The organism is Bradyrhizobium algeriense, from assembly GCF_036924595.1.
GTDB classification, from domain to species: Bacteria; Pseudomonadota; Alphaproteobacteria; order Rhizobiales; family Xanthobacteraceae; genus Bradyrhizobium; species Bradyrhizobium algeriense.
Genome location: NZ_JAZHRV010000001.1, coordinates 15,626 through 41,678, shown reverse-complemented (window position 1 = coordinate 41,678; position 26,053 = coordinate 15,626). Strand labels below are relative to the sequence as shown.

Annotated in this window: 26 protein-coding genes; 12 read left to right on the top strand and 14 right to left on the bottom strand. The window is 63.5% G+C overall.

All coding sequences use genetic code 11. The features are described from left to right. Positions 1-64 precede the first annotated feature (64 nt). Positions 65-697: a pyridoxamine 5'-phosphate oxidase family protein gene (locus V1286_RS00220; RefSeq protein ID WP_334476756.1), complete on the top strand. Its 633-nt coding sequence runs from the start codon at positions 65-67 to the stop codon at positions 695-697. On the opposite strand, the gene V1286_RS00215 is transcribed toward V1286_RS00220, so the two are convergent. Both V1286_RS00215 and V1286_RS00210 read right to left on the bottom strand, forming a co-directional pair. Continuing rightward, entirely contained in the window at positions 698-1,432 is a 735-nt protein-coding gene (locus tag V1286_RS00215) for a glutathione S-transferase family protein (RefSeq protein WP_334476754.1), read from the bottom strand. Between the two features lie 64 nt (positions 1,433-1,496). Further along, a complete protein-coding gene (locus V1286_RS00210; RefSeq protein WP_334476752.1) occupies positions 1,497-1,745 on the bottom strand; it encodes a hypothetical protein in 249 nt (82 codons plus the stop codon). A gap of 120 nt (positions 1,746-1,865) precedes the next feature. Between V1286_RS00210 and V1286_RS00205 the strand changes: the two genes are divergently transcribed. Continuing rightward, positions 1,866-2,564 carry a helix-turn-helix transcriptional regulator gene (locus V1286_RS00205; RefSeq protein ID WP_334476750.1) on the top strand — a complete coding sequence of 233 codons (699 nt, stop codon included), beginning with the start codon at positions 1,866-1,868 and terminating at the stop codon, positions 2,562-2,564. A 70-nt stretch (positions 2,565-2,634) separates the two neighbouring features. Then, positions 2,635-2,982, top strand: coding sequence for a YkgJ family cysteine cluster protein (locus tag V1286_RS00200; protein ID WP_334476748.1), 348 nt, complete (start codon positions 2,635-2,637; stop codon positions 2,980-2,982). Between the two features lie 105 nt (positions 2,983-3,087). On the opposite strand, the gene V1286_RS00195 is transcribed toward V1286_RS00200, so the two are convergent. Both V1286_RS00195 and V1286_RS00190 read right to left on the bottom strand, forming a co-directional pair. After that, positions 3,088-3,492, bottom strand: a complete 405-nt coding sequence (locus tag V1286_RS00195; RefSeq protein WP_334476746.1) for a hypothetical protein — start codon at positions 3,490-3,492, stop codon at positions 3,088-3,090. A gap of 199 nt (positions 3,493-3,691) precedes the next feature. Further along, positions 3,692-4,045, bottom strand: coding sequence for a DUF3307 domain-containing protein (locus V1286_RS00190; protein ID WP_334476744.1), 354 nt, complete (start codon positions 4,043-4,045; stop codon positions 3,692-3,694). A gap of 417 nt (positions 4,046-4,462) precedes the next feature. Between V1286_RS00190 and V1286_RS00185 the strand changes: the two genes are divergently transcribed. Continuing rightward, positions 4,463-5,860 (top strand): TAXI family TRAP transporter solute-binding subunit, encoded by a 1,398-nt coding sequence (locus V1286_RS00185; protein WP_334476742.1) that lies wholly within the window; start codon positions 4,463-4,465, stop codon positions 5,858-5,860. A gap of 2 nt (positions 5,861-5,862) precedes the next feature. Here the strand turns inward: V1286_RS00185 and V1286_RS00180 are convergent, their stop codons facing one another. Then, entirely contained in the window at positions 5,863-6,723 is an 861-nt protein-coding gene (locus V1286_RS00180; RefSeq protein WP_334476739.1) for a DUF6537 domain-containing protein, read from the bottom strand. Between the two features lie 19 nt (positions 6,724-6,742). Further along, on the bottom strand, positions 6,743-7,408 hold the full coding sequence (locus V1286_RS00175) for a Crp/Fnr family transcriptional regulator (RefSeq protein ID WP_334476737.1): 666 nt from the start codon (positions 7,406-7,408) through the stop codon (positions 6,743-6,745). 309 nt (positions 7,409-7,717) lie between these two features. On the opposite strand from V1286_RS00175, the gene V1286_RS00170 reads away from it, so the two are divergent. Together V1286_RS00170 and V1286_RS00165 are read left to right on the top strand one after the other, a co-directional pair. Further along, entirely contained in the window at positions 7,718-8,830 is a 1,113-nt protein-coding gene (locus V1286_RS00170; protein ID WP_334476735.1) for a cyclic nucleotide-gated ion channel, read from the top strand. Between the two features lie 29 nt (positions 8,831-8,859). Continuing rightward, positions 8,860-9,645: an enoyl-CoA hydratase/isomerase family protein gene (locus V1286_RS00165; RefSeq protein ID WP_334476733.1), complete on the top strand. Its 786-nt coding sequence runs from the start codon at positions 8,860-8,862 to the stop codon at positions 9,643-9,645. A 114-nt stretch (positions 9,646-9,759) separates the two neighbouring features. On the opposite strand, the gene V1286_RS00160 is transcribed toward V1286_RS00165, so the two are convergent. Next, a complete protein-coding gene (locus V1286_RS00160; RefSeq protein ID WP_334476731.1) occupies positions 9,760-10,194 on the bottom strand; it encodes a DUF6157 family protein in 435 nt (144 codons plus the stop codon). 20 nt (positions 10,195-10,214) lie between these two features. Beyond that, the gene (locus tag V1286_RS00155; protein ID WP_334476729.1) at positions 10,215-10,859 is read right to left on the bottom strand and encodes a glutathione S-transferase family protein; all 645 of its coding nucleotides are present in this window, start codon (positions 10,857-10,859) and stop codon (positions 10,215-10,217) included. A gap of 88 nt (positions 10,860-10,947) precedes the next feature. Here V1286_RS00155 and V1286_RS00150 point away from each other — a divergent pair, with 88 nt between their 5' ends. The 3 genes from V1286_RS00150 to V1286_RS00140 all read left to right on the top strand — a co-directional run bounded on the left by V1286_RS00150 (position 10,948) and on the right by V1286_RS00140 (position 14,203). Beyond that, the gene (locus tag V1286_RS00150; protein ID WP_334476728.1) at positions 10,948-11,976 is read left to right on the top strand and encodes a helix-turn-helix transcriptional regulator; all 1,029 of its coding nucleotides are present in this window, start codon (positions 10,948-10,950) and stop codon (positions 11,974-11,976) included. A gap of 104 nt (positions 11,977-12,080) precedes the next feature. Further along, positions 12,081-12,326: a hypothetical protein gene (locus tag V1286_RS00145; RefSeq protein ID WP_334476727.1), complete on the top strand. Its 246-nt coding sequence runs from the start codon at positions 12,081-12,083 to the stop codon at positions 12,324-12,326. Between the two features lie 245 nt (positions 12,327-12,571). Next, positions 12,572-14,203, top strand: a complete 1,632-nt coding sequence (locus V1286_RS00140; RefSeq protein ID WP_334476726.1) for a hypothetical protein — start codon at positions 12,572-12,574, stop codon at positions 14,201-14,203. 59 nt (positions 14,204-14,262) lie between these two features. Here V1286_RS00140 and V1286_RS00135 read toward each other — a convergent pair whose 3' ends face one another. Both V1286_RS00135 and V1286_RS00130 read right to left on the bottom strand, forming a co-directional pair. After that, positions 14,263-16,173, bottom strand: coding sequence for a propionyl-CoA synthetase (locus V1286_RS00135; protein WP_334476725.1), 1,911 nt, complete (start codon positions 16,171-16,173; stop codon positions 14,263-14,265). A 171-nt stretch (positions 16,174-16,344) separates the two neighbouring features. Next, the gene (locus V1286_RS00130; protein ID WP_334476724.1) at positions 16,345-17,706 is read right to left on the bottom strand and encodes a tetratricopeptide repeat protein; all 1,362 of its coding nucleotides are present in this window, start codon (positions 17,704-17,706) and stop codon (positions 16,345-16,347) included. Between the two features lie 371 nt (positions 17,707-18,077). Between V1286_RS00130 and trpS the strand changes: the two genes are divergently transcribed. After that, entirely contained in the window at positions 18,078-19,079 is a 1,002-nt protein-coding gene (gene trpS, locus V1286_RS00125) for a tryptophan--tRNA ligase (RefSeq protein WP_334476723.1), read from the top strand. Position 19,080: 1 nt separating this feature from the next. Here the strand turns inward: trpS and V1286_RS00120 are convergent, their stop codons facing one another. Then, entirely contained in the window at positions 19,081-19,848 is a 768-nt protein-coding gene (locus V1286_RS00120) for a tetratricopeptide repeat protein (protein WP_334476722.1), read from the bottom strand. Positions 19,849-20,060: 212 nt separating this feature from the next. Between V1286_RS00120 and V1286_RS00115 the strand changes: the two genes are divergently transcribed. Together V1286_RS00115 and V1286_RS00110 are read left to right on the top strand one after the other, a co-directional pair. Next, positions 20,061-20,831 carry a hypothetical protein gene (locus V1286_RS00115; protein ID WP_334476721.1) on the top strand — a complete coding sequence of 257 codons (771 nt, stop codon included), beginning with the start codon at positions 20,061-20,063 and terminating at the stop codon, positions 20,829-20,831. Between the two features lie 100 nt (positions 20,832-20,931). Continuing rightward, entirely contained in the window at positions 20,932-22,476 is a 1,545-nt protein-coding gene (locus V1286_RS00110) for a cation:proton antiporter (RefSeq protein WP_334476720.1), read from the top strand. 15 nt (positions 22,477-22,491) lie between these two features. On the opposite strand, the gene V1286_RS00105 is transcribed toward V1286_RS00110, so the two are convergent. The 3 genes from V1286_RS00105 to V1286_RS00095 form a co-directional block, all read right to left on the bottom strand. Further along, the gene (locus tag V1286_RS00105; protein ID WP_334476719.1) at positions 22,492-23,298 is read right to left on the bottom strand and encodes an SDR family NAD(P)-dependent oxidoreductase; all 807 of its coding nucleotides are present in this window, start codon (positions 23,296-23,298) and stop codon (positions 22,492-22,494) included. Positions 23,299-23,444: 146 nt separating this feature from the next. Beyond that, positions 23,445-23,855 (bottom strand): DUF1850 domain-containing protein, encoded by a 411-nt coding sequence (locus V1286_RS00100; RefSeq protein ID WP_334476718.1) that lies wholly within the window; start codon positions 23,853-23,855, stop codon positions 23,445-23,447. Beyond that, complete coding sequence (locus V1286_RS00095) at positions 23,816-25,924, bottom strand: TRAP transporter permease (protein WP_334476717.1); 2,109 nt, start codon at positions 25,922-25,924, stop codon at positions 23,816-23,818. The genes V1286_RS00100 and V1286_RS00095 overlap by 40 nt, the downstream gene beginning before the upstream one ends. Positions 25,925-26,053 lie beyond the last annotated feature (129 nt).

Here is a 26,053-nt window from a genome sequence, read left to right as displayed (position 1 = left end):
AGTTATTTGAACATCCATCTTGAAGCGTAAGGATGACCGTTTTGGCGCCCCACGGGAGGCTCAGATGTCTGACGTTCACACCTATTCCAGCGACGTCGCCTTTACCCCGGCGGTGAAGGCGATCCAGACCCGCAAGGGCTCGCGCGAGGCCTATGCAAATGTCGAGGCGCGCGGCGGCTGGCGCACCGAGATCGACGAAAATCTCGCCGGCTTCCTCGCCGAGACCAACAGCTTCTACCTCGCGACGGCTGCCGCGGACGGCCAGCCCTATATCCAACACCGCGGCGGGCCGAAGGGCTTCATCAAGATTCTCGACAAGAACACGATCGCGTTTGCCGATTACAGCGGCAACCGGCAGTACATCACGCAAGGCAATCTGTCGGAGAATCCGAAGGCGCATATTTTCGTGATGGACTACACCCATCGCCGCCGCGTGAAGATCTGGGGCGAGGCGCGCGTGGTGGAAGACGATGCAGCCTTGACCGACGCACTGATGCCGAAGGGCTACAAGGCGCGCCCGGAGCAAGTGATCCTGTTTCGGGTCGCAGCGTGGGACACCAATTGCCCGCAGCATATCCCGCAGAAGTTCGACGCCGCTGACGTCGCGCAGGCGCTTGCCTTGCGCGATGCCCGTATCGCCGAACTCGAAGCGGAGCTGGCGGCATTGAAGGGCCAGCCCGCGCCGGCGATGCCGTAATCAGGCGGCTTGCTCTTGCTGCACCGGCGCCCAGGCGAATTCCGGGTAGTACAGCAGCATCATCCGGTCGACATAGGTGGTGAGGTTGGCGAACTGCTCGGTCCGCCGCCGCAGCGGAGATTCGAAGAACGGCGTCAGGATTCCGGCGAGCGCGCCGAAGGCGGTGGCGTCCATGCCGCAGGGCGTTTCACCCATCAGAAAGGGCTTGTCGCCAAGCTGCACCGACAACGCAAACAGCGAGCGCACGGCGAGATCGACGTCCTCTTCGGGCGCGTGACGACCGAGGCCGCTGAGCAGATAATTCTCGGCGACGCGGAACTGGGCGTCCTCGCGCAGTTTTTCGCGCAGGTGCAGCGGCGCGCTGTCGAAGAAATGCGAGGGTCCCTTGGCAAAATTGTCGCCATCGACCCAGCGCGCGCCGACCAGCGCCCAATAGACGTGGTGTTCGATCATCCGCTCGAACGCCCAGGCCTGTGCACGCGCCTGCAGGCTGAGCGGGGCATCGAAATCGAAACCGTATTTGGCTTCCAGATGCGCGCGAATGAAGGTGGAATCGGCGATTGTCTCGGCCTCATCGACGATATAGGGCAACTGCCCCTTCGGCGAAGCCGGCGGCTTGGCCTTCTCCTTGCGATAGGCAAGACCGGCCATCTTCAGCTGGACCTCGGTTTTGGTCACAAAGGGGCTGATCTCCGGCAGGCCGAAACCGGCGCCGAAGCCATAAAGGGTAATCATGCTGGTCTCCCGATCCTTCAAAAACGTGCCCCAAAGCTAGCGGCCCTCTGCTGCCACCATGGTGTCAGCAGCAGCAATGCCGGCCACGGCCCTCCTCTGGCCGCGGCGTGCGGGCCTTGCGCACCCACGAGACAAGCTGCCCTTGCGCAAAGGCGCACATTGCTGTCAATGAGCGCCACGCCAGCTCAACCATCGCCCAGCGCAGATCGGTGGTGACGCACTGGATGGAAACCAGCTGTTCCAACGCAAATCCCTGGGCATTTTCGAGGGGTCCGCGGCTTCCCCGGAAGCCGAATTCGCTGAAAATCGTCATGGACAAATTCCCTTCACTTGAGGTGTTGTCCCGATATACCCACCCCCTGCTGCCAACATGCTGTCAGCATCGGGCAGGTGCTTTTAGAAAAGAGTGCTTTTTTAGAAAAGAGAACGCGCCATGCGACGGGCCGACCGGCTGTTCCAGATCATTCAGGTGCTTCGGCGCACAAGGAAGCCTTTGACGGCGGATGCCATCGCCGCCGAGCTGGAAACCTCAAAGCGAACCATCTACCGCGATATAACGACGTTGATCGAACAGCGCGTGCCGATCCGCGGCGAAGCCGGCGTGGGCTACATCCTGGAAAAGGGATTCGATCTGCCGCCTTTGATGCTTACGCCCGATGAAATCGAGGCCTGCGTGCTCGGCGCGCAATGGGTGGTCGGCCACGCCGATCCCGCGCTGGCGCGCGCCGCACAGGACCTGATGGCGAAAGTCGCCGAAACCGTGCCGGAGCGCCTGCGGCCATTCGTGCTGGAGCCCGCGAGCCGCGCCCGATCGGCATGGAACCGGGAGCCCGACCGCATCGACATGGTGCGGACACGCGCGCAGATTCACGAGGGCAAAAAGATCACGCTGAACTATCGCGACGAGCACGGGCGCGGCAGCCAGCGTACGATCTGGCCGATCGCAGTCGGCTATCACGAGGCGGTGCGGATACTCGCGGCGTGGTGTGAACTGCGCAAGGATTTCCGCAGTTTCCGCACCGACCGCGTCGTCGACGCGGTCTACCACGACGAAAAATATCCGGAGCGGCGCGACATCCTGCGGGCGAAATGGCGGCGCAGCCTGGTCTGGGAAGCGCCCAAGGATACCTGAAAAGGATACCTGAAAAGGATACCTGACGCGGGTGGCTGGCCGCGGCCGTCGTTCCGGGCTAAACGCAGGCATGCAAGGAATCGCCGCCGATCACGAAAACCCCTGCCAGGCCTGCGGCGCCTGCTGCAGCTACTCGCAGAACTGGCCGCGTTTCACCACCGAGGACGATGCGGCGCTCGACCTGATCCCGGAAGGGCTGGTCAACGAAAGATTGTCGGGAATGCGCTGCGACGGCGACCGCTGTTCGGCGCTGTCAGGCAAGGTCGGCGAGGCGACGGCGTGCCTGGTCTATGCAGTGCGGCCCGAAGTGTGCCGCACCTGCATGCCCGGCGATGTCGAATGCGCGATGGCGCGGAAGCGCCACGGATTGCCGGTGCTCCCCGTCGTCCCTGCGGACGCAGGGACCCATACCGCGTGATCTATCGATAAGGTAGTTTGGCTGACGCCTTCCGTAACCATCCAGGCCGGTGGTTATGGGTCCCTGCGTTCGCACTAGCGTTTGCAGGAACGACGGGCGGAGAGATTACGCCGTCACCGCTTCCGCAACATCTTCGTCGTCGATTTCGTCCTCGATCGGCTTGAAGGTCGAGAGCGGCTTTGTCGAAAGGGTGATCGGCTTGCGGCCGCCGTGGGATGACGATGAGGCGGAACGCGCGGCGGGTTCGCGCGACAGCGCATAGAGCGTTGAACCGACCCGGCCGCCGAAATGAATCAGCTCGCGTTCGGTGCAGCTTGCTGCAATCGCAACAGCCAGCGCGTGGAGGTGGCTGCGGCGGTAGCAGAATAGCGCCAGCATGGCACGGACCTCGGACGAAACGCTCTCCACCAGAAGCGGCAGGCCGTTTGCATTGGCGCGATACATCTCGCCAAGCAGCTCGTCGCGGACCGGACAGAAGTCGTTCTCGAAGGCGTCGCGGCTTGAAAACATTGCGGGTTCTCCCTTTGCGGAAGATGCAGTGCAATACTCTAATGAAAGGTTAACCACGCGCATCAGTAGTGCTCCGGGTGTCTTGTCAGACACACCCGAATCGAAAATCGGAGCATGATTCGCACCAGAGCGAATGCTTAGCCTTCCGATACCGGAACAGGATTGAAACAGGGAGGCCGCTGCCGCCGGCCGCGCGGGATCAGTTCGCCGCCATGAAGATCGACAGGCCGAAACCGGTGAGGTGGTGCAGCGCCTGATCGACGCCGATCAGCGTCCAGAACCACGGATGCTCGTTCTCCATCGTCACGCCGTAGCGGGAAGCGAATATCCCCTTGATACGGTCGATGGTGATGTGAATCGCGAAGTCGATGAAGGCGACGAACCAGAATCGCGGCGCGACGATCAGGATCAGCGCCATCCCTACCGCGAGGTGGACGAGGCAATGCGCCAATAGCGGCAGGGCCCAGCCGGTCTTTTGATCCTTGCCGATCGCCATCCAGGAATTCTGCAGCATGAAATCGGCAATGATGTGCTTCACGGTCAGAAGCAGCATCCATCCTATCAGCGCACCTACCGGGACCGAAGACGACATCGAAGGAAACAACAAAGCTGACGCCCTTTTCTGGGACTGGAGAGGTAGCGAAAAACCGGGACCTAGGCTGTCAGCGCAATGTTGTTGTCAAACCCGGACTGTTCGAACGTTGCCTTTATTTATGACATCTCCCGGGTCGGAATGCACCTGTGGGTAGTCTGAAAATCGCACGGTGTGGCGGAACTGCGATACTGCGGCGCGGCGCGCAGCATGGTTCGCGGGGTAAGGTTACCGGCCGGCGCGGTTTGCAATCCCATAGGAGCGGGCTATCATTGGCCGTCGGGCAAATTATCGTTCTTTTCTAGGCATTTACGAATTCATTTGGACGGCCTGCGGCCCGCTCGGCGGCGACACGTCCCTGACCTCCGGGTACGAGCCATGAGTGCTGAAGCCCCAACGCCGCATCCGGAAATGCCGCGTCGCCGTTCGCGGGTCGTCAAGAGCAACCGGACCCAGATCCTGCTGTTTTCCATCCTGACCCTGATCCTGACCGCCGCCGTGGTGTGGGGTGGCCGGGCGTGGGTTCGCAATTCCGAGACGCTGGTGTTTGCCGTCGGCGAGGCCAACGGCCCCGAGGCGCGCTTTGCCGCCCGGCTGGCGGCCGTGCTGAAGAATAATTCCTCGCGGCTGCAACTCAAGATCGTGCCCAACGGCGACAATGCAAAGGCGCTGTCGCAGTTCGACCGCAAGGAGGCCAACCTCGCGATACTGCGCACCGACGCCAGGATTCCGCCCCGCGCCCGCGCGCTGGCGATCCTCGAACACGACCTGCTTCTCTTGATCAGCCCGAACGGCAAGAAGATCAAATCCATTGCCGAGCTGAAGAAAAAGAAGATCGCGGTCGTAGCCGACAGCGAGATCGGGGCTGCGCTGGTGCGCAATATTCTCGAATTCTCCGACACCCCGGATGCGGCACGGGTCCAGATGGCGCCGCCGGGCGCGACCTTCGAGCAGCTGTTCGCCGCAGGATTCGGCGCCGTGGTCAAGATCGCGCACGCCTCGCAGATCGTGAAGGACAAGAGCTACGAGCAGTATACCAGGCGCGGCGGTTTCACCCTGAATGCGATCGATTCGGCGAAAGCGATCGCCAGGAAATACCCGGCGATTTCAGAAGAAACGGTGGCGACCGGAATGCTGTCCGCCTCGCCCGCCGTCCCAGCGGAAGACGTCGACACGATCGGGCTGGAATGGCTATTGGTTGCCCAATCCAAGCTCTCGACGACGACCGTGAGCGACCTGGCGCGGATCATCTACGAGAACAAGGCCGAGCTCGCGCTCACCGACGGCTTCGCCTCCAAGATCGAGCCGGCCGCGACCGACAAGGATGCCTTCATCGTGGCGCATCCGGGCGCTGCCGAATACATCAACGACGAGATCAAGTCCTTTGTCGAGCGCTACAGCGACCTGATGTATGTTGCGCTCGCCGCGCTCAGCATCATCGGCTCGATCTTTGCCGCCATCTACACCAAGGTCACCCGGATCGCGCCGGAGAAGGCCAGCCAGCTCGCAACCGCCATTCTCGATATCGGCGAGCGCATGGAATACGCCAAATCGCTGGACGCCCTTGACGAACTTCAGGACGAGCTGGAAACGATCCTGCGCGGCGTGGTGATCGGGTTGCGCGACGGCACCATCAGTAGCGACGGGCTGGATACCTTCAAGCTCGGCTATGAATTCGTGCGCGACGAGATCGGCTTGCGCCGTGAACATCTCAAGCGGCACCCGCCGTCCCAGGACGACAAGGTGGTGGCTGTGAAGACCGCGCAGAGCGCGTAAAATCAGGCCGCGTTCGAGCCGGCGCGGATTTCGGCGATCTTGCGCTTGAGCGCCGTCTGTCGCGGGTCGGGCAATGCGGCCGCGCGCGCCTCAATCACCGCCCCAGCGAGATCCGGCAAGGCCAGCACGCCATCGAAGGTCGGCTTGACCAGGCCGTCGATGATCGCATTCCAGTCCGCCAGGCCCTGACGGTAGACGTCGCCATATCCCTCGATCATGGTCGCGGTCTGCACGATCGCGGGCGCGGCCTGGGGCTGCTTGGTCAGGCTGCGGTCGATCATGTGCAGCCAGCGTTCGACCCAGACCCGCTCCTTGGCGTAACGCACCGAAAGCAGCCGCCAGCGCCGCAGCCCCGCCTCGATCTTGAGGCGGCGGATTCCGAACCGGCTTGCCGTACTGAACCGGATGGAGACCCGCTTGTGCAACCAGCCCGCCCATTCGAGTGCGTCGAGCAGATACTCGGCGATAACAGCGGGTAGCGCGCCGATCAATTCTTCTAACCGGAATTTCTTGACGTCGACGGATCCGGCCGGCGCACCGGGTCGGCCGTCGAGTTCGGCAAGCTTGAGCTGCGCGATCCGGATCGGATCTTCATAGGTCATGCGCACCGCCATCAGCCGTGCAATTTCGGTCAGCATCACCTCGTCGACGCCCTGCTTGCCGACGAACCGCCGCAGCCGATGGACGTAAAGTTCGGCGTAGCTTGTTCCTTGATAGTCGATCAGGAGATGGATGGCGTCGCTCGCCGCGGCCATCACCGGCTCCGGCAGCCCTTCGGGCAGGAACGGCGGCGTGTCGTCATCCTCGCCGATGAAATCCGCGAACAGATAACGCAACGACGACAGGATACCGCGGTCTGACACTCCTCTGGGCTCCCGGCCTCTATGCAGGCTTCGGCGCGGCGGCGGAAGCCGTTTGCTGGTTCAACTGCTGCTGCAGCGTCTCGAGGTTCTGAAACAGCCGCGCGCTGATCAGGCGAAGGAAATAGAAGCCGAAAGCCGGGTTCTGCACGTAGAGCTCCTCGACCTTGGTGTAGCTGACGCTCAGGACGAGGCCGGCTTCCACGCATTCCAGCGTCTGGGTTCGCGTGTTCGACGGCGACAGCATGCCCATTTCGCCGACGATGGCGCCGACCGGCAGCACGATGCCCGACTCGACCAGCTTGAACTTGCCGCTGACGATATAGAGCATGTCCTCGGCCTTTTCGTCCTTGTAGAACAGGATCTCGCCGGCTGCACATTGGCGCTCGGTCATGAACGGCTTCAGCCATTCCATCGAGAGGTCGCTGTTGACGGACTTCTTCACGTCGCGCACCAGTTGCAGCATCTGGTGCAGGCGATAGGAGTTGACGAACAGCATGGCGAGCTGCACCACGATCACCAGGTAGTTGCGGGCCGGGATCGCGGTCAGGATCAGGATCACGTTGGCGAGAATGCCGAACACCCGCAACGGGATCATGGTCTTCATCGTGGTGGTGGCGACCACGAAAATTGTCGCAAACAGCGCGCCGGCGGTTCCTGCGTGTTGTGCCAGATGAGACGTATCCATCGGAAACCAACCAATATCTAAACGTGTTTTCACGATTCTGCTGCAGTGCCCGCTATCGTAATGTCCGCGGGGCCATTTTGATATACGAGGAAAGAACGACGATTTGTCGGGTTTCTCACGATTCCCGGGTAAAATTCGCCCCTCACCCCGGCTCCCGGTCGCGGGCGGGCCGGTTGTCCTAAGGACGCGTGGCACCGTGTGAAGGCCGTCGTTGACGGCCTCGCCGCTGGCAGGCACTTTGCGGACATTGGTCACGCTGCGGCTTGACTGTTATCCAGCTCATCGCACCCATCAGGCCCCTCCTCACCGATGTCCAAGCGGCTCGTTCTCTCGGCACTGGCTCGGTTCACCGCCAAGACGGCCGGCCGCAACATGACCAAGGCGGCCTATGCCGCGGTGGCGGCCGGCGTCGCGGCGATGGTGGTGCTCACCGTGGCCCCCGCCTACGAGGCGGCGCACCATTGGGTCGACGCGGTGCTGTGGACGTGCCTCGTCTATTTCGTGTTCGAATGGCTGGTTCGGCTGCGCCACATGGCGGGGCAAGGGCGGCTATCGCTCTACGCGCTCTCCAGCAGCGGGGTCGTCGACGCGATCGGCGCCCTGGCCGTGCCGGCAGCGCTCCTCGCGGGCATCGAGCCCAGGACGGCGTGGCTGCTCAGCATCCTCTGGGTGCTCAAGGTCGTTCCGGGCATTCCGGGGCTGCGGCAGTTGCGGCGCGTGCTGGTGCTGGAATCAGGGCCGCTGCTCAGCGTGCTCGTGATCTTCCTGATGGTGGTGTTTCTGGCGTCGGTCGCGGAATATTTCCTGGAGCGCGACGTACAGCCGGCGACCTTCGGCAGCGTGCCGGCGGCGCTGTGGTGGGCGGTGGTGACGCTGACCACGACCGGCTATGGCGACGTGGTGCCGATCACCCCGCTCGGCCGCATGGTCGCGGCGCTGGTGATGATCTCCGGCCTCGGCGTGTTCGGGCTCTGGACCGGTATTCTGGCGACCGGCTTTGCCGCCGAGACCCGCCGCGACAATTTCCTGAAGACGTGGGAGACCGTCAGCAAGGTGCCGTTCTTCGCTACCCTCGGCCCGGCCGCGATCGCCGACGTCACGCACATGCTGCGAACCATGGACCTGCCGGCGCGCACCATGATTATCCGCAAGGGCCAGCAGGGCGACTGCATGTATTTCATCGCCAATGGCGAGGCCGAGGTCGAATTGCCCGGCAAGAAAGTGGCGCTCGGCGAGGGCGCGTTCTTCGGCGAGATGGCGCTGCTCGGCAACAATGTGCGCGGCGCCAATGTCACGACCACCAAGGTGACGCGGCTGCTGGTGCTCGATCTCGTGGATTTTCGCCTGCTGATGGCGCGGCATCCTGATCTGGCCGAAACCATCGATGCCGAGGCCCAACGGCGCGCGCAAGAAAACAAATGATCAAACAAGCAAGAACAATGGAGAACAGCATGCGTGAAGCAGCCGACACAGCAAGCGCGCCGATACTTGAAGTCACAGGCGCGCGCGCCACCATCCGCCTCAACCGGCCGAAACATCTGAACCGGCTGCAGAGCGAGGATCTCGGCGACCTCGTAAAGCTGTTCGACCGGATCGAAGCCGATCCCGCGATCCGCGTGCTGGTGTTGACCGGCACCGGCCGCGCTTTCAGCGCCGGCTACGATCTCAATTCAGTGGCCGACCGCGCAACAAGCGCGAACGCGCAGCCGAGCGCGGGATCGGCATTCGAAGCGGTGGTCGACCGCCTGGAGGACCTTGGCGTGCCGACGATCTGCCGGCTCAATGGCGGCGTCTATGGCGGCGCGACCGACCTGGCACTGGCCTGCGATTTCCGCATCGGCGTCGATACGGCTGAAATGTTCATGCCGGCGGCGCGGCTCGGCCTGCACTATTACAAGAGCGGCATCGCCCGCTATGTGTCGCGGCTCGGCGTCGACAACGCCAAAATGCTGTTTCTCACCGCGCAGAAAATCTCAGCACCCGAAATGCTGCGGATCGGCTACCTCACCGCCATGGTGCCGGAGGAAGCGCTCGACGAGGAAGTCGACCGGCTCGCCAACATTCTGGCCGGCAACGCGCCGCTCGCAATGCGCGGCATGAAGCGCGCCATCAATGAATTCGCCCGCGGTAAACTCGACGAGGAAGCCGCCGACCTCCGTCATCGCGAGAGCATGCGCAGCGCCGAGATCAAGGAAGGCATCAAGGCCTTTGCCGAGAAGCGCCCGCCGAAATTCTGAGAAGCCTAGAGTCCCGTTCCGATAAGATCGGAACGGGACTCTAGATTCCAGTTTCGACGCGTTTTCTTCACGCGAACCGGTTACCCACTTCGCTCGAAAACGCTATGGAAAAATTCAGGCCCGCTTCGTCCGCATCGCCCGGACCTGCTTTATATCGGGATCGCGCGCAAGCGCCTGGTAGCGCTTGCTGTCGACCGCGTAGATCGCGACGCGCCCCTCGGCATCGGCATGCACGCCCCAGCCGAAGCGCTTGCCAAGCCCTGACGCGCGCAGACACGCCTGCCCCTTGGAGAAGAATTCGTCGCGGGCAAGGCTTCGCGCCTTCTTCGTCGCCTTCGCATCGAGCTGCCGGCCGTGGGCGGAGGTCGCGAATATGACGTCGTCGGAGGTGTACTTGTAGGGCGCTTCCGCAATCATCCTGTATTGCAGGCCTGCGACCGTCGGATTCCCCGCGCGGGCCGGCGGCTCCTCACCGGTACGCGCGGGGCAATCCTCCGCGACCTGGATGAAGGTGTCGAAACAGTTGGTCGTGTGAACTGTCTTTGTCATCAGGGAACCCGTGGTGCCGCTCACCCGCCGCAAGCTGCCGCGTGCTGCGCCGCCATTTCGGCATCGGACGCGGTGATCCGCTGGAAGGCGGGCCGCGACGTGATGCGCTCGGCATAGGCCGCAAATATGTCCTTTCGCGGCACGAAGCCAAACATCATCGTCCAACTGAACGCCACACCCCAGAGAATGTCGGCCGCCGTCATGCGTTCTCCGAGCAGATAGGGTCCCCTGGAAAGCTGCGCCTCCAATGCGCCGAGCATGGAGTCGTAGTCGGAATATGGCGAATGCGACACAGGGGCCGGTTCGCGCTTCATGAATTTATCGATCAAGGCAGGCTCGAAGGACGAACCGTAATAGGCGATCCAGCGCAGATACGGACCGCGGCAGGGATCGTCGAGCGCCGGCGTCAGCCCGGCTCCCGGAAACAGGTCGGCGAGGTAGATGTAGATCGCCACCTGCTCGGTCACCAGCGCCTCGCCGTGGCGAATGACCGGCACCTTGCCCAGCAGGTTGATGGCGAGATAGGCCGGCTGGCGCTGCTCGCCCGCCTTCATGTTCAGGACATGGAGATCGTAGGGGGCTCCCAGTTCCTCCAGCAGCACCCGCGTGCCCGTCGCGCGGGTCTGCGGCGAATAATAAAGCGCGATGCGGTCATTGCTGGTCATTGGCAGTCTCCATTGGGCCCTCGCGGGCAACGGACCTTCTATGCCTGACCATACCTGACATCCTGTGTCAGGTATGGTTTAAGGGATCATGCGCGCAAGCCGGCTGCTTTCGATCCTCACCACCCTGCAGGCGCGGGGACAGGTCACCGCGCCCGAACTCGCGGAGGCCTGCGAGGTTTCGGCGCGCACCATCTATCGCGACATCGATGCGCTCGCCGCGGCCGGCATTCCCGTCTATGCCGAGCGCGGCGCGGAAGGCGGCTACCGCCTGCTCGATGGTTATCGCGTGCGGCTGAACGGACTGTCACAACCGGAGGCCGAGGCGCTGTTCATGACGGGACTGCCGGGTCCCGCGGCCGCGCTTGGCCTCGATGCTGCGATGCTGACGGCGCAGACCAAGCTGATGGCGGCACTGCCGGCCAACCTGCGTCCGGACGCCGGCCGGATGCAGGAACGCTTTCATCTCGATGCCCCAAGCTGGTTCGGCGAAACCGAGCAGCCGAAGCATCTGCGCGCCATTGCGAGCGCGCTGCTGCGCGAAAACCTGATCGAAATCCGCTACCAGAGCTGGCGGGCCGAGAAGCGCCGTCGCGTCGCGCCGCTCGGCCTCGTGCTGAAAGGCGGCAGCTGGTATCTCGCAGGGCACGTCGATGGCAGCGTGCGCACCTATCGCGTGGCACGCGTTCTCGACTGCAACGTTCTGGACGAGCGCTGCGTCCGGCCCGCCGGTTTCGATCTCGCCGCCTATTGGCAAGCCGCAACGATCCGGCTCGAAGCCGAGATGCATCCGAACTACGCCACCGTGCGGCTGTCGCCGTTCGGCATAAAACTGCTCAACGCCTTGAGCCAGCCTTACGTGAGGACGCGCACCCGTATCGAGGAGGCCGCAGATGCCTCCGGCTGGCGGATCGCTGTCGTGCCGATCGGAAAAACGGTGTGGCATGCAGCCGCCGAGCTGCTGCGTCTCGGCGCGGAGGCGGAGGTGCTGGCACCGGCCGAGCTGCGCGACAGGATGGCCGAACTCACCCAGGCCATGGCCGCACGCTACCGGGCGGCGCAGGATGGTTACCAGGATGACAAGGATTTCCGCGGATCTCGCGCCACGAAACACTCCTGAAACACGATTCTCCCCTTCGTACGTGAACGCAGAACGTCGTCGGCCCGACTGATGGGCAGGGACGCAACAACGGCCTCGTGCCAATCAATTGGAGAGTATTTAAAATGTTTCGCAAGATGACCCTCGGACTGATCGCCACCGCCGCGCTCACCATTGCCGCTGCAGCGCCCGCTTCCGCCGGCGGCTTTTACCACGGCCATCATCATTGGGGCCACGGCTGGGGTCCCGCCATCGGCGTCGGCTTCGGCGGCGTCTATGTCGACACCGGTTTGAACGGCTGCCTGCAACAGCGCTGGGTCGAAACCCGCCGCGGCATGCGCCTGCGCACTGTGAACGTCTGCGCCTACTGATCGAACGTTCTTGCAATAAAGATCCCGGCCGCCAGCTGCGCGGCCGGGATTTTTCTACCCTGGAGCCGTGCCTATCCGGCCAATTTGACCATCGCCTGCACTGGCCATATTGTAGCGGATGCGGTGCAAGCCGCTCCCGGGCCCGCGGGAAGGGTTGAACCCACTTGCAGCTTTCGAGCGACATCTAGAGCCTTTGTGCAGCCGGTATTGCGGGCCGTCGGCGATGTCATGCACGGAGGTGTTTGATGAACCGGTCTCCCGATCGATTGAACCTCGATCATCTGAAGAAACAAGCAAAGGAATTGATCCGCCGCTATCGAAGCCGCGATGCGGCGGCGATGGCGCGGTTTCGGCACGCGCTGCCGGCAACGGCGGGCCTCAGCGATGAAGACCTTTCGTCCCGGGGACTGCGCCTGCACGATGCGCAATCATGCATCGCGCGCGAACACGGCTTTGCATCCTGGCCTGACTTGAAGCGTTACGTCGAGGTGCAGGCGGTCACGCAGAATGAGCGCGCCGTTCGCGTCCTGCACTGGGCCCAGCTGCTTTATTCCGGCGACGTCAGCGGCACAGTCAACCGCGCCAACCCGCGCGTTGCTTTACGGATTCTGGCCGATGATCCCGACCTCGTCGCAGGCGATCCTTATCTTGCCTGCGCGATCGGCGACGAACGCGTGCTGCAGCAGGCGACGCAAGCCGATCCGGCATGGGTCAACCGGCCTGGTGGCCCGTTGCGATTGCCGCCGCTTTGCGCTGTCGCACATTCGAGCCTGCTACGCGTGGAGGAATTTCGCGAGCGCCTGCATCGCAGCGTGCAGCAGCTCATCGCGGCAGGCGCCGACGTCAACCAGCACATCTACAGCCGCTGGCCGCCGGGATCCCTGAGCGAGCCGGATCAGCGCTGTCCGCTCTCCACGCTCTACGGCGCCGCGGGTAGCAACCACGATCCGGTATTGACCAAACTATTGCTCAAAGCCGGTGCGGACCCCAATGACGGCGAATCGCTTTATCACTCGCTGGAGAATCCAGCGTGCACGCGTCTGCTGCTGGAGCACGGCGCGCGCATCGCAGAAAGCAATGCGATCTACCGTTCGATCGATCTCGACGACGACACTGCGCTGAAGCTTCTGCTGCAGCATGGCGGCGATCCGAACGAGCCGGCGCGAAATCCGCCGCTGACCGATTGGGGTTCGCCGCTCACATGGGCGATCTATCGCCGACGGCCACGCCATGTGAAGGCACTGCTGGATGCGGGCGCCGATCCATCGCGACCGACGGCGGAAGGCGTCAGCCCGTACCGGCTGGCGCTGCAATTCGGGCTTACTGACGCTGCCGCCCTGCTGCGGGCGCGAACTGACGCGCCTGATATTTCCGACGAGGAACGCTTTATTGCCGCGTGCGCGCGCGGCGACGAAGCCGAGGCACGCGCGATGGCTTCGCGGCGCCCCGACCTGCCGGCCTCGCTGTCGCCGGCACAATTGCGATTGCTGCCTGATATGACAGCAGCAGGCGCCGACGACGCCGTCAGGCTGATGGTCAGGCTGGGCTGGCCGATTGCGGTGCGCGGCGGCGACTGGGACGCCTCTGCCCTCAATCTCGCAGTGTTCAGCGGCAATGCCGGGCTGACTCGCTTCCTACTCGAACACGGTGCGAGTTGGACGGAACAGCACGGCTATGGCGACAACGCCAGCGGCACACTCGGATGGGCATCCCTTAACGAGCCGGTCGAAGGTGGCGATTGGACCGGCTGCGCGCGCGCCCTGCTTGATCACGGCATGCCGGGCGCAACGGTAGTCCCGGATGATCCCGAATGCGTCCTCATTGCAGGAATCAGAAAGCGGTTCTCCGACGAAGTCACTGAAGAGCTGCTGGGCTAGCCGCACGTGCGCCAGGCTGTTCATGGCCGGGTTCAAGCGATTGGCTTGACCCCGAAGCCCTACACCCTGCCCTTCAGCGCGTCGCCGATTTCGTCGAGCACCTTGGGGTCCTCGATGGTGGCCGGCATGGTCCAGCTTTCGCCGTCGGCGATCTTCTTGATGGTGCCGCGCAGGATTTTTCCCGAGCGGGTCTTCGGCAGCCGGCCGACCGTGATCGCGAGCTTGAAGGCTGCGACGGGCCCGAGCTTGTCGCGCACCAGCGCCACGATCTCCCTTTCGATCTCGGCAGGCGCGCGCGTCACGCCGGCCTTCAGCACCAGGAAGCCGCAGGGCACTTCGCCCTTGATCGCGTCCTTGATGCCGAGCACCGCGCATTCGGCGACGTCGGCATGGGAAGCCAGAATTTCCTCCATGCCGCCGGTGGAGAGCCGGTGGCCGGCGACATTGATGATGTCGTCGGTGCGGCCCATCACCCAGACATAGCCGTCCTCATCCTTGTAGCCGGCGTCGGATGTCTTGTAGTAGCCGGGAAACTCCGTGAGGTAGGCTTCCTTAAAGCGCGCATCCTGCTCCCACAAGGTCGGCAGGCAGGCCGGCGGCATCGGCAGCTTGATCACGATTGAGCCCATGGTGCCCGCGGGCACCGGCCTGGATGCCTCGTCGACCACGTCGACCTGATAGCCCGGCATCGGCACCGTCGGCGAGCCGTGCTTGACCGGCAGCATACCGAGCCCCACCGGATTGCCGGCGATGCACCAGCCGGTTTCGGTCTGCCACCAGTGATCGATGACAGGCACCTTCAACTGTGCTTCCGCCCACTCCACCGTCGGCGGATCGGCGCGCTCGCCGGCCAGAAACAGCGTGCGGAATTTCGACAGATCGTATTTGCGGATGAACGCGCCATCCGGGTCTTCCTTGCGGATGGCGCGGAACGCGGTCGGTGCGGTGAACAGGGCGACCGCCTTGTGTTCCGAGATCACGCGCCAGAACGCGCCGGCATCCGGCGTGCCGATCGGTTTGCCCTCATACATGATGGACGTGGCGCCATGAATCAGCGGCCCGTAGACGATGTAGCTGTGGCCGACCACCCAGCCGATGTCGGAGCCGCACCACCAGACCTCGCCGGGCTTGACGCCGTAGAGGTTGAACATCGACCATTTCAGCGCGACCAGATGCCCGCCATTGTCGCGCACGACGCCCTTCGGGATTCCCGTCGTGCCGGACGTGTAGAGAATGTAGAGCGGATCGGTCGCCAGCACCGGCGTGCACGGCGCGGCCTTGCCGGCAGCGAGCGCAGCACGGCGCAACGCTGCCCAGTCGTGATCGCGGCCGGCCGTGAGTTCGCAAGGATGCTGCGCCCGCTGCAGGATGACGCAGTTCTCGGGCTTGACGCTCGAGAGCTTGATCGCCTCGTCGAGCAGCGGCTTGTACTGCACGATGCGGCCGGGCTCGATGCCGCAACTTGCCGAAAAAATCAGTTTCGGCTTGGCGTCCTCGATCCGGGTTGCAAGCTCTTTCGCAGCAAAGCCGCCGAACACCACCGAATGCACCGCGCCGATCCGCGCACAGGCCAGCATCGCAAACACCGCTTCCGGCACCAGCGGCATATAGAGGATGACGCGGTCGCCCTTGGCGACGCCGAAATCGGCCATCACGGCGGCGAGCGTCTGCACCTCCTTGAGCATCTCGGCATAGGTGAATTTCGAGATGGAGTTGGTGAGCGGCGAATCGTGGATCAGCGCGACTTGATCCGCGCGTCCGCCCGCGACATGGCGGTCAAGCGCGTTGTAGCAGGTGTTGACCACAGCGCCGGCGAACCAGCGGCCGTAAGTCCCCATCGAGGGATCGAATATCTTTTTGGCGGGCTCGATCCAGTCGATCTCGCGCGCCGCCTCGGCCCAAAAGCCCTCGGGGTCGCTAAGCGAACGGGCATGGACCTCGTGATAGCGGCTGTTGTTCTGAACGTTCATGGCGCACTCCCGCTCAACGCGTTCTTGGGGCAGCTCTGGAAGCCCTGACATGGGCGAGTGCCGGGCACCCTGCCATTGACCAGGATCAAATTCAGGCCGCATTTCTTGAACGCATTGTCACGGGAAGCGGTGGGAGATCAAGCCGGAACAGACCAGCCGTTCTGCAAAAGCCTATTGCCGAGCGATCGTATTGAGCTTCTCCAGCCGGTCCTCCATCGCCTGACGGAGGTCATAGCCGCGCTTGCCGAACGACGCGTTGCGCTTCTCGATGAAATCGCGCTGCTGCCGGGTCAGCGCCAGCGCCGCGCGATGGCTGTCGGATTCCGCATTGGCGATCACCCGCAGAAACACGTCGTTGATGTTGCGGTCGAGCTGGGCGAGACCGGGATCGGCGCAGATCGCCTTTTCAACCTGACGTTTCGCGGTGGTGCAATTGAAGCTCGGCAGATTCTTCTGGTAGCTCAGCGAGCCCAGCCGTTCGATCTCCTGCGCAATATCCTTGTGATTGGCGGCGGCGGTGCTGTCGGAAGGGTTGAGACGGACGGCTTCCGCATAATCCTGCAGCGCGCGGCGGCGGTCGCCCTTCTTGACCCAGGCCGCGCCGCGGTTGTTGTAGGCGCGCTGGAATTTTGGATCGAGCTTCAATGCCGCGTCGTAGTCCGCGATGGCACGGTCGTAATCCTTCCTGGCCTGGTAGGCATCGCCGCGGTTGGTGAGGAATTTCGCTTCGGGGCAGATCTTGATCGCCTCGTCGTAGTCGGCGATCGCGCGGGCGTAGTCGCCGTTGCCGGCGAGGTCGAGGCCTCGATTGTCGAAGAATTCCGGCTGCGTCGGATCGATCCGGATCGCCGCGGTGACGTCCTCAATCGCTTTTTCCGCACGGCCCAGCTTGCGGTAAGCTGCAGAACGGTTGCTGTAGGTGCGCGCGCGGTGCGGCTCAAGACGCAGCGCCTCGTCGTAATCGGCGATCGCCTTCTGATACTCGCCCTTGAAGTACCAGGCGGCGCCGCGATCCGAAAACACCTGCGCGAAATCCGGCTGGAGCCGCAGCGCTTCGTTATAGTCCTCGATGGCGCGGTCGTATTTTTTGGCGTTGTTGAAAGCGTTGCCACGGTTGGCGTAACCATTGGCATTGTCCGGCTCGAGCCGGATGGCCTGGTTCAGCGCCTCGAGCGCAGCCTCCATTTTGCCGGTCTGACGCAGGATTTCACCGCGGGCGCGGAAGGCCCGGGCCCGGTTGGGATCCCTGGATATGACGGTATCGATTTCGGCCAGGGCCTTGCCGGTCTGGCCGCTGTTATGCAACGCGGCGGCGCGGGTAATCGTGGCGTCGAGCCGGTCGGCTTGCGGCGTCGCCGGATTGTCGATCAGCGCGGTGCAAACCTCGATCACCTTCGCGGGCTCGGCGGCCGAAAGCGCCGCACAGATGACCGGCGGCTCGGCGGCCGGCTGAGCCGGGGCGCCGAAGGAGGTCAGGATTGCAATGGCAAAGGCCGCGCTTGCGGCAAATGGCGAAACAAATGGTCGCATCATCGGCTCTTCAAAATAAATGAAGTACGCGCGGTTATGCCGCGCCCGATCACTTGGTCGCCGCTGATCTTCCCAAGGTTCGAAAACTCGGGGCATCTCCCCCTAATCGGGCCAATATGGCCCAGGTTCAGGACCATTAATAAATCCAGGTCCGAGCCCCTTGTCGTTATTCACGCAACGCTATGTGTTGACCCGCATCCGTGCATAGCCTAGGGAAACTTCCATGAAACGCACGATGATCATTGTCAAACTTTGGTGGCTGGCCTTCTGACAGGGCGGCCGGACGTTTCATTGCATCTGGGGCCGCCGCAAGGGCGGCCTTTTGTTTTGATGATCCCCCATGCGGTGTTCCCCTCATCTCACGAGGACACCTCATGACCAGACCCGTTGTTCTGACAGGCGACCGCACCACCGGCCCTCTGCACATTGGCCACTATGCCGGATCGTTGCTCAACCGTCTGCGATTTCAGGACACCCACGAGCAGTTTCTCCTCCTGGCTGATACGCAAGCCCTGACCGACAATGCGCACACCCCCGACAAGGTGCGGCTCGGTGTGATGGAGGTGGCGCTCGACTATCTTGCCATAGGGATCGACCCAGCCAAGACCACGATCTGCCTACAATCCCACCTGCCCGCGCTGGCCGAACTGTCGATGCTCTATTTGAACTTCGTGACCGTCGCCAGATTGGAACGCAACCCCACGATCAAGGACGAGATCCGCGGCCGCGGCTTCGGACGCGACATCCCGGCAGGCTTCCTTTGCTATCCTGCGGCGCAGGCGGCGGACATTACCGCGTTCAAGGCAACTGTAGTGCCGGTGGGTGAGGATCAGGCGCCGCTGATCGAACAAACCAACGAGATCGTGCGCCGTATCAACACCACGGCCGGACGGGCAGTCCTGCCGGAAGCGCAGGCCGTCATTCCGCAGGCGGGGCGGCTGCCGGGCGTGGACGGGAAAGCGAAAATGTCGAAATCCGGCGGCAATGCCATCGCCCTTTCGGCCTCGCCGGACGAGATCGCGGCGGCAGTGAAGGCGATGTTCACCGACCCGAATCATCTGCGGGTCGAAGATCCCGGGCGAGTGGAAGGCAATGTCGTCTTCACCTATTTGGATGCTTTCGACGAGGACCGCACCACGCTGGAAGAGCTGAAGGCGCAGTATCGGCGGGGCGGACTCGGCGACAGCAAGATCAAGCGCCGTCTCGAAGACATCCTGCAGGCGCTGATTGGGCCGACGCGAGAACGAAGGACGCAACTGGCCAAAGATCCGGCTTATGTGCTCGACGTGATTCGCCGCGGTACGGAAAAGGCGCGGAGCCGGACCGAGACAACGAAGCGGGAAGTTGTCGAAGGCCTCGGGCTGTTCATGTTGTAGTCTAGTAGCCGACGATCCCGTTGATCTTTTGCAGGCGGTCGCGCATGGCCTTTTTCAGATCGTAGTCGGGCCGGCGGCCGTATTCCGCATCGCGCCGGGCAAGGTATTCCTGCTGCTCCCGCCGCAGCGTGCGGGCTTGCTGCGGGGTCATCTTTGCGGCGGCCGCCTTGACATAGGCCGCGTGGACTTCGCGATCGAGATCGGCAAGTTCGGGATTGGCGCAGATCGCCTTCTCCACCTTGCGGCGGGCAGTTGCGCAGTTGAAGCTCGGCTTGCCGGCGATCGCCTTCAGCACGCCCTGTCGCTCCGCCTCCTGCGCTAGCGCCCGGTGGTTGGCCCTTGCGACGACGTGATCCGGATTCAGCTTGATCGCCGCGGCAAAATCGGCCACCGCCTTGGGCAGATCACCTTTCTTACGCCAGAGTTCACCGCGCGCATTGTGAGCATCGGCGTATCCGGGATCGAGCCGCAACACGCCGTCATAGTCGGCGATCGCGCGGTCGATCATATCCTTGCGTTCATAGGCGGAGGCGCGCGCAATCAGCGCCTTGATGCGGTCGGCCTTTTCGGTCTTTGCATTGTCGATCAGCGCGCCGCACGTGCTGAGCGTCTTGTCGTCGTCCTTTGCATGGGCAGCAGCAAGGCACGGCGCCGGGTCGATCTTCAGATCCTTGACCGGCTCGGCGCCGGTCGCCCACGCATCATGTGCAAACACAATCCACAGCAGAGAGGCCACGACCAGGTTGCGGATATCGGGATAGCCTCGCATCAATTGATCCGGAAAGCGCTGTCGATTGCGGCGCGATCCTAGCAAGCGACCTGCGTTTTCGACAAGCAACCTGCAAATTTCCCGTTCGCACAAGAACAGATTTTGGCAGAAACGTGACCCGCGGGAAACGTAATTCTCTTCACAGACGGAAGAATACAATCCGTGAGAAAATCTGCTGTGAACCTTTTGCAGTTTTAGCGGACTCAACAACCATGACCACATTGACCGACTTCAATCCGCCGCGCGCCATCGCGCAATCCCAATCAGGTTACTTCTTTTTCTACATGGCGCTGGCCTGCATGGCCGTCGCCTTTCTCGGCTTTGCACCGACCTACTGGCTGCCACTGGCGAAGCGATCGTTTTCGGCCTCGCCCGTTGTGCATTTTCACGGCCTATTATTCTTCGCCTGGTCGCTCTATTTCGTATTCCAGAGCTGGCTTGCCGCGTCTGGCCGGGTCGCCCGGCACCGCACCATCGGCATGATCGGCGTCTCGCTGGCGACCGCGATGACGATCTTCGGCTTCATGGTGGCTGTCAATGCGATGAAGCGCTCCGCCGCGGCGGGACTGACCGACGAGGGAATCGCATTCGCGATTGTTCCGCTAAGCGGAATTCTGTTCTTCGCGGTGGTCTTCGCGCTCGCCATTGCGGCCATCCGCCGGCCGGAAACCCACAAACGGCTGATGCTGCTGGCCGGCATCTCGCTATTGGACGCCGCGGTCGCGCGCTGGTTTCTGACCTTCCTGGCGCCTCCCGGCCCCCTCGGCCCTCCGCCGGTGCCGGTGACCATCCCGCCCGCCTTCGTCGCCTATCTCCTGCTGGTGGCCGCGATCGTCCACGACTGGCGCACGCGCGGCCGGCCGCATCCGGTCTATGTCTACGGCGGCCTCGCGCTGATCGCCGTCAAGCTCCTGAACTGGCCGATCAGTGCTACGCCGCTCTGGCATTCCTTCGCCGGCGGCATATTGGCGATGGCGCAGTAGCCGAATTGGGCGACTGTCCGATTCTTCCAATCAGGAAGATCCGCCGGCTTTTATGCTAGATTGATGGCGACATCGATCTCGGCCGGCAGGAATCCCAGATTTGCTAGCATTCGAATGGATAATCGGGCTGCTGCTTGGCGCAGTGCTGCTGTCCGCGCTGGCGCGGCGGCTCAAGGTGCCCTATCCGACATTTCTTGCGATCGGCGGCATGTTGCTGGCCTTCGCGCCATCAGGTCCAAAGTGGACGCTGGAGCCTGATCTGGCGCTGGCGCTGTTCGTGGCGCCGGTATTGCTGGATGCGGCTTTCGACACCTCGCTGCGCGACCTCCGCAACAACTGGCTGCCGGTATCGACACTGGTGCTGGTCGCGGTTGGGGTCACGACCGCCGCGGTCGCTGTCGTCGCGCACTGGCTTCGCCCGGACATGCCATGGGCGGTCGCGATCGCGCTCGGCGCCATCGTGGCACCGCCCGACGCCGCGGCGGCCACTGCGATCCTGCGCCAGGTCAACCTGCCTTACCGCATCCAGAAGATCCTCGAAGGCGAAAGCCTGCTCAACGATGCCAGCGCGCTCCTGATCTACCGCGTCGCGGTCGGCCTGGTTGCCGCCGAGCACATGAAGGTGCACGAGTTCGTGCCGTCCGTTGCGCTGGCGCTGTTCGGGAGCCTCATTGCCGGATTCCTGTTCGCGCGGGTCTGGACGAAGATCACACGCCGCATCACCGAGGCGCCGAGCGCAATCATCACCCAATTCGCCGGCACCTTTATGGTGTGGATCGTCGCCGAGCATATCGGTCTATCAGGCATTCCCACCATCGTCGCCTATGCGATCACGATCGCCCGCACCGCACCCGAGCGTACCCCGGCGCGGCTGCGCGTGGCCTCCTATGCGGTGTGGGAAACCGTCGTGTTCGTGCTCAACGTGCTGGCGTTCATTCTGATCGGCATGCAGCTCAATCCGATCTGGTCCGGGCTCGACGACGAGGTGCGGTTCAAGTACTGCAGCTTTGCCGCCGCGATCCTCGCCGTCGTGATCCTCGCCCGCGTCGCCTGGGTGATGCCATATGGCGCATTGCTGCGCGCCTTGAACGCGCACGGCCTGCTTCCTTCCCATGTGTCTCCCGCGGTACCGACGGTGGAACGCGGCATCATCGTGTCCTGGTGCGGGATGCGCGGCATCGTTACGCTGGCGGCCGCCTTCGCGCTGCCGGAGAGCTTCCCGTATCGCGATCTCATCCTGCTGACGGCCTTTGCCGTGGTGCTGGGGACGCTCGTGGTCCAGGGCCTGACGCTGCGGCCGGTGATCCTCGCGCTGAAATTCGAGGAGGACGATCCGGTCGCGCGCGAGGCCGCTCAAGCCCGCTGCATCGCCTATCGCGCCGCGCTCGAGGCGATCGAATCCGATCCGTCCGAGGAGGCCGAGATCCTGCGGCTGGAATATCGCGCCGTGCTGCTGCGCGCCGAAACCGAACCCGAACTCGGCATCGCGAGCAGCGAGCTGCCGGCCGATCCGCTGCGCCGCCGCGCCATCGGCGCGGCACGGGAAGCGCTGCTGCGGATGCGTCGTTTCGAGGAGATCGGCGACGACGCCTTCCACCAGGTGGAAGAAGAGCTCGACCGCGCCGAATTGGGCGCGCAGGCATAACGGGGCAATAGCGCGTCACGCGCCCGATTTGCTCGTGATACCGCCATCGACCACGAGCTCGATGCCGGTGACATATTTCGATTCATCGGACGCCAGAAACAGCGCGGCGTTGGCGACATCCCAGGCGTCGCCCATGTGCCCCATCGGCACCTGTGCGTCGCGCGCCCGCCACATCGCCTCGACATCGCCGGCCGAATAGCTGGCTGCCAGCCCCGCGGAGTGTTCGACCATCGGCGTCTTCATCAGGCCCGGCAGGATGCAGTTCACCCGGACATGGTCGCGCGCGAACTGCACAGCGGTGGTGCGCGTCATCTGGTTCATTGCCGCCTTCGAGGCGCCGTAGGTGACGTAGGAAATACCGAGATGGCGGATGGATGCAATCGACGAGATGTTGATGATCGAGCCGCCGCCCTGCTTCTGCATCACGGGGATGACATGCTTCATGGCGAAATAGGCGCTCTTGAGATTGACGGCGAAGACGTGATCCCAGCTCGCCTCGTTCACCTCGACGACATTTCCCATTTCGGCGATGCCGACATTGTTGTCGAGCACGTCGATGCGGCCATAGGTCTTGCGGCACGCCGAAACCATCGCCTCGACCTCGGTTTCACGGGAGACGTCGGCGGTGAAAGCCGCCGCCTTGCCGCCCTCGCCCGTAATGATCTCTACCGTCTCCTTTGCCGCCGCCGCATTGCGGTCGACGCAAAACACCTGCGCCCCCTCGCGCGCGAAGGTCACCGCGGTTGCCTTGCCATTGCCCCAGCCGGGACCGATCGATCCCGCCCCCACCACCATCGCTGTCTTGCCCTTGAGCCGTTCCATCGACCTCTTCTCCCTTGCGAGTTCTCGTCTTCTTGTAGCCCGGGTGAAGCGCAGCGCAACCCGGGATTCTTGTTTGGCACTTGCCCCGGATTGCGCGGAGCCTGTCATCGGGCGCGCATTCGCGCGACCCGTTGGCTCCATCCGGGCTACGGATTGCAGGCGCGCATGATCGTCACATCGGTTCCGACCGGATGACCGAATATGTCAGACAATGTTCGGCATTTGCCATCACTGCACAACCGCCATTCGCCGGCGGCCCCGGAATTGCCCAGCACCACTTCCGGCAACGCTGCGCGCTTCGGCTGCCATCGAAACCAGCCATCGATCAATCGCGCCTCCGGCGGCGGCTCCATGCCCGCACCGCTGCCCTTCACGCGCGCCTGCACCAGCTCCAGCGCCTGCGGCGTGACACGCCAGTCTTCCTGCCAGTCGGTCTTCTCGATCGAGTGCGTCCACGCCAGCGTGAACGCCGCAATCGACAGGGTCTTCACGACACCGGCTGAGGCGAGGCAGACGCTCAAGCCGCTGCCACCGCGTTGCGCGAACGCTGCCGCCATTGCCAGACCACGACGGCCGCCGCCAGCGCGAAGCCGATAGTGTCGCTGAAGGCGAACTCGCCGAGCAGGCACAGCGCCGCAACGAAAGCGACCGCGATCTCAAGCCGGGTCAGCCGCGTAAACAGGAAGCCGATGGCGACGATGCCGAACAGGCCGATCGCGACCAGCGCCTTGAGCATCGCCAGCGCCACCGCGCCGTAAAAGCCGAGTTGGGCCGTCATGGGATCGCCGGCCTGCAGCATCAGGGCCGGCGAGTAGACGAAGATGAACGGGATGACATAACCTGCGAGCGCGATCCGCATCGCCTCCCAGCCGATCCTGTCGGGGTTTTCCTTCGCAATCGGCGCCGCCGCGAGCGCCGCCAGCGCCACCGGCGGCGAGAGGTCGGCCATGATACCGAAATAGAACGCGAACATGTGGCTGGTGATCGGCGGCACGCCGAGCTTGGCGAGCGCGGGTGCCGCGAGTGCGGCGGTAATGATGTAGGTCGGGATCGTCGGGATGCCGGCGCCGAGCAGGATCGACAGCAGCATGGTCATGACCAGCGCCAGGAACAGGCTCTTGGCGCCGAGCCCGATGATCCAGCCGCCGAAGATGGTGCCGACGCCGGTCTGCGTCATCATGCCGATGATGGTGCCGACGATGGCGCAGGCCATGCCCACAGTGAGCGCCGATTTGGCGCTGTCGGCGAGTGAATCGCGGCAGGTCGCGAGCGTTGCCCGGCCGCCGCGCGTGATCGCGGCAATCAGGACCAGCCCGCCGACGACGCATGCGATCGGTATGATCTCGAGGCCGCTGCGCGACACCGCTGCGGCTACCAGCGCGAGCCCGATCCAGAAGATGTAGCGCACCACGATGTGGGAGAGCCCGAGCGTGATGCTGGCGCCGAGGATCAGGGCGACCGTCAGCGCGAGCCCCATGCTGCCAGCGTAAAGCGGCGTAAAACCTTCGAACAGCATGTAGACCAGCGCGACCAGCGGCAACACCAGGTACCAGCGCGCCACCAGCGCCTTCCACGCGTTCGGGATGTCCGAACGCTTCATGCCGACGAGGCCGTGCTTGCCGGCTTCCAGATGCACCATCCAGAACGCGGACGCGAAATAGAGGATGGCCGGGATCACCGCGGCCTTGACGATCTCGGAATATTGCACCCCTAACGTTTCGGCCATGATGAAGGCGACCGCGCCCATCACCGGCGGCATGATCTGTCCGCCCATCGAGGCGGTGGCCTCGACGCCGGCGGCAAAGGCGCGGCGATAGCCGAACTTGATCATCAGCGGAATCGTGAACTGGCCGACGGTGACGACATTGGCGACGCCGGAGCCGGAGATCGTTCCCATCAGCCCTGAAGCGAACACCGCGACCTTGGCCGGTCCGCCGCGGGCGCGGCCGAACAGGCCGAGCGAGACGTCGGTGAAGAGCCGGATCATGCCGGCGCGTTCGAGGAACGAGCCGAACAGAATGAACAGGAAGATGTAGGTCGCCGAGACATAGATCGGCACGCCGTAGAATCCTTCGGTGCCGAACGACAAATGGGTGATGATCTGATCGAAATCATAGCCGCGATGGTTGAATGGCTGCGGCAAATACTGGCCGAACAACCAGTAAAGCAAACACACGCCGCACATCAGCGGCAGCGCCAGCCCCATCAACCGCCGCGTGCCTTCGAAGATCAGCACGGCAAGCAGCGTACCAACCGCAAGATCGGCGCGCGTCGGATCGCCGTCGCGGGCGATCAGGTCGGCGTAGAAGATCCACTGGTACAGCCCGCATAGCAAGCCCGCACCGCCAATCAGCCAGCCGAGCGCGCGGCCGAAATCGCTTTTGGCGTTGAAGTTGCCGATCAGGCCGAAGGTCATCAGCAGCAGGAAGCCGACGTGAACGCCGCGCACCACCTGGCTCGGCAGATAGTTGAACGCGGCGACGTAAAGCTGGAAGGCCGCAAAGACGATGCCGATGGCATAGGCGAGATAGCCCCAGCCGCCGGGGCCGAAGCCCGCCGGAAAACCATGCTCGAAATTATCGAACTCGACCTTGACGGGCTCTTCCGTCCCCTCGGCTTGCCGCATGTCCGTGATTCCCTGCCCGCGCTGGTTATATCACCAGCTCCGTCACTGGATACGTCATGGCTGGGCGTGTCCCGGCCATCCACGTCTTACTGCGGTCTCGTCAAGGACGTGGATGCCCGGCACAAGGCC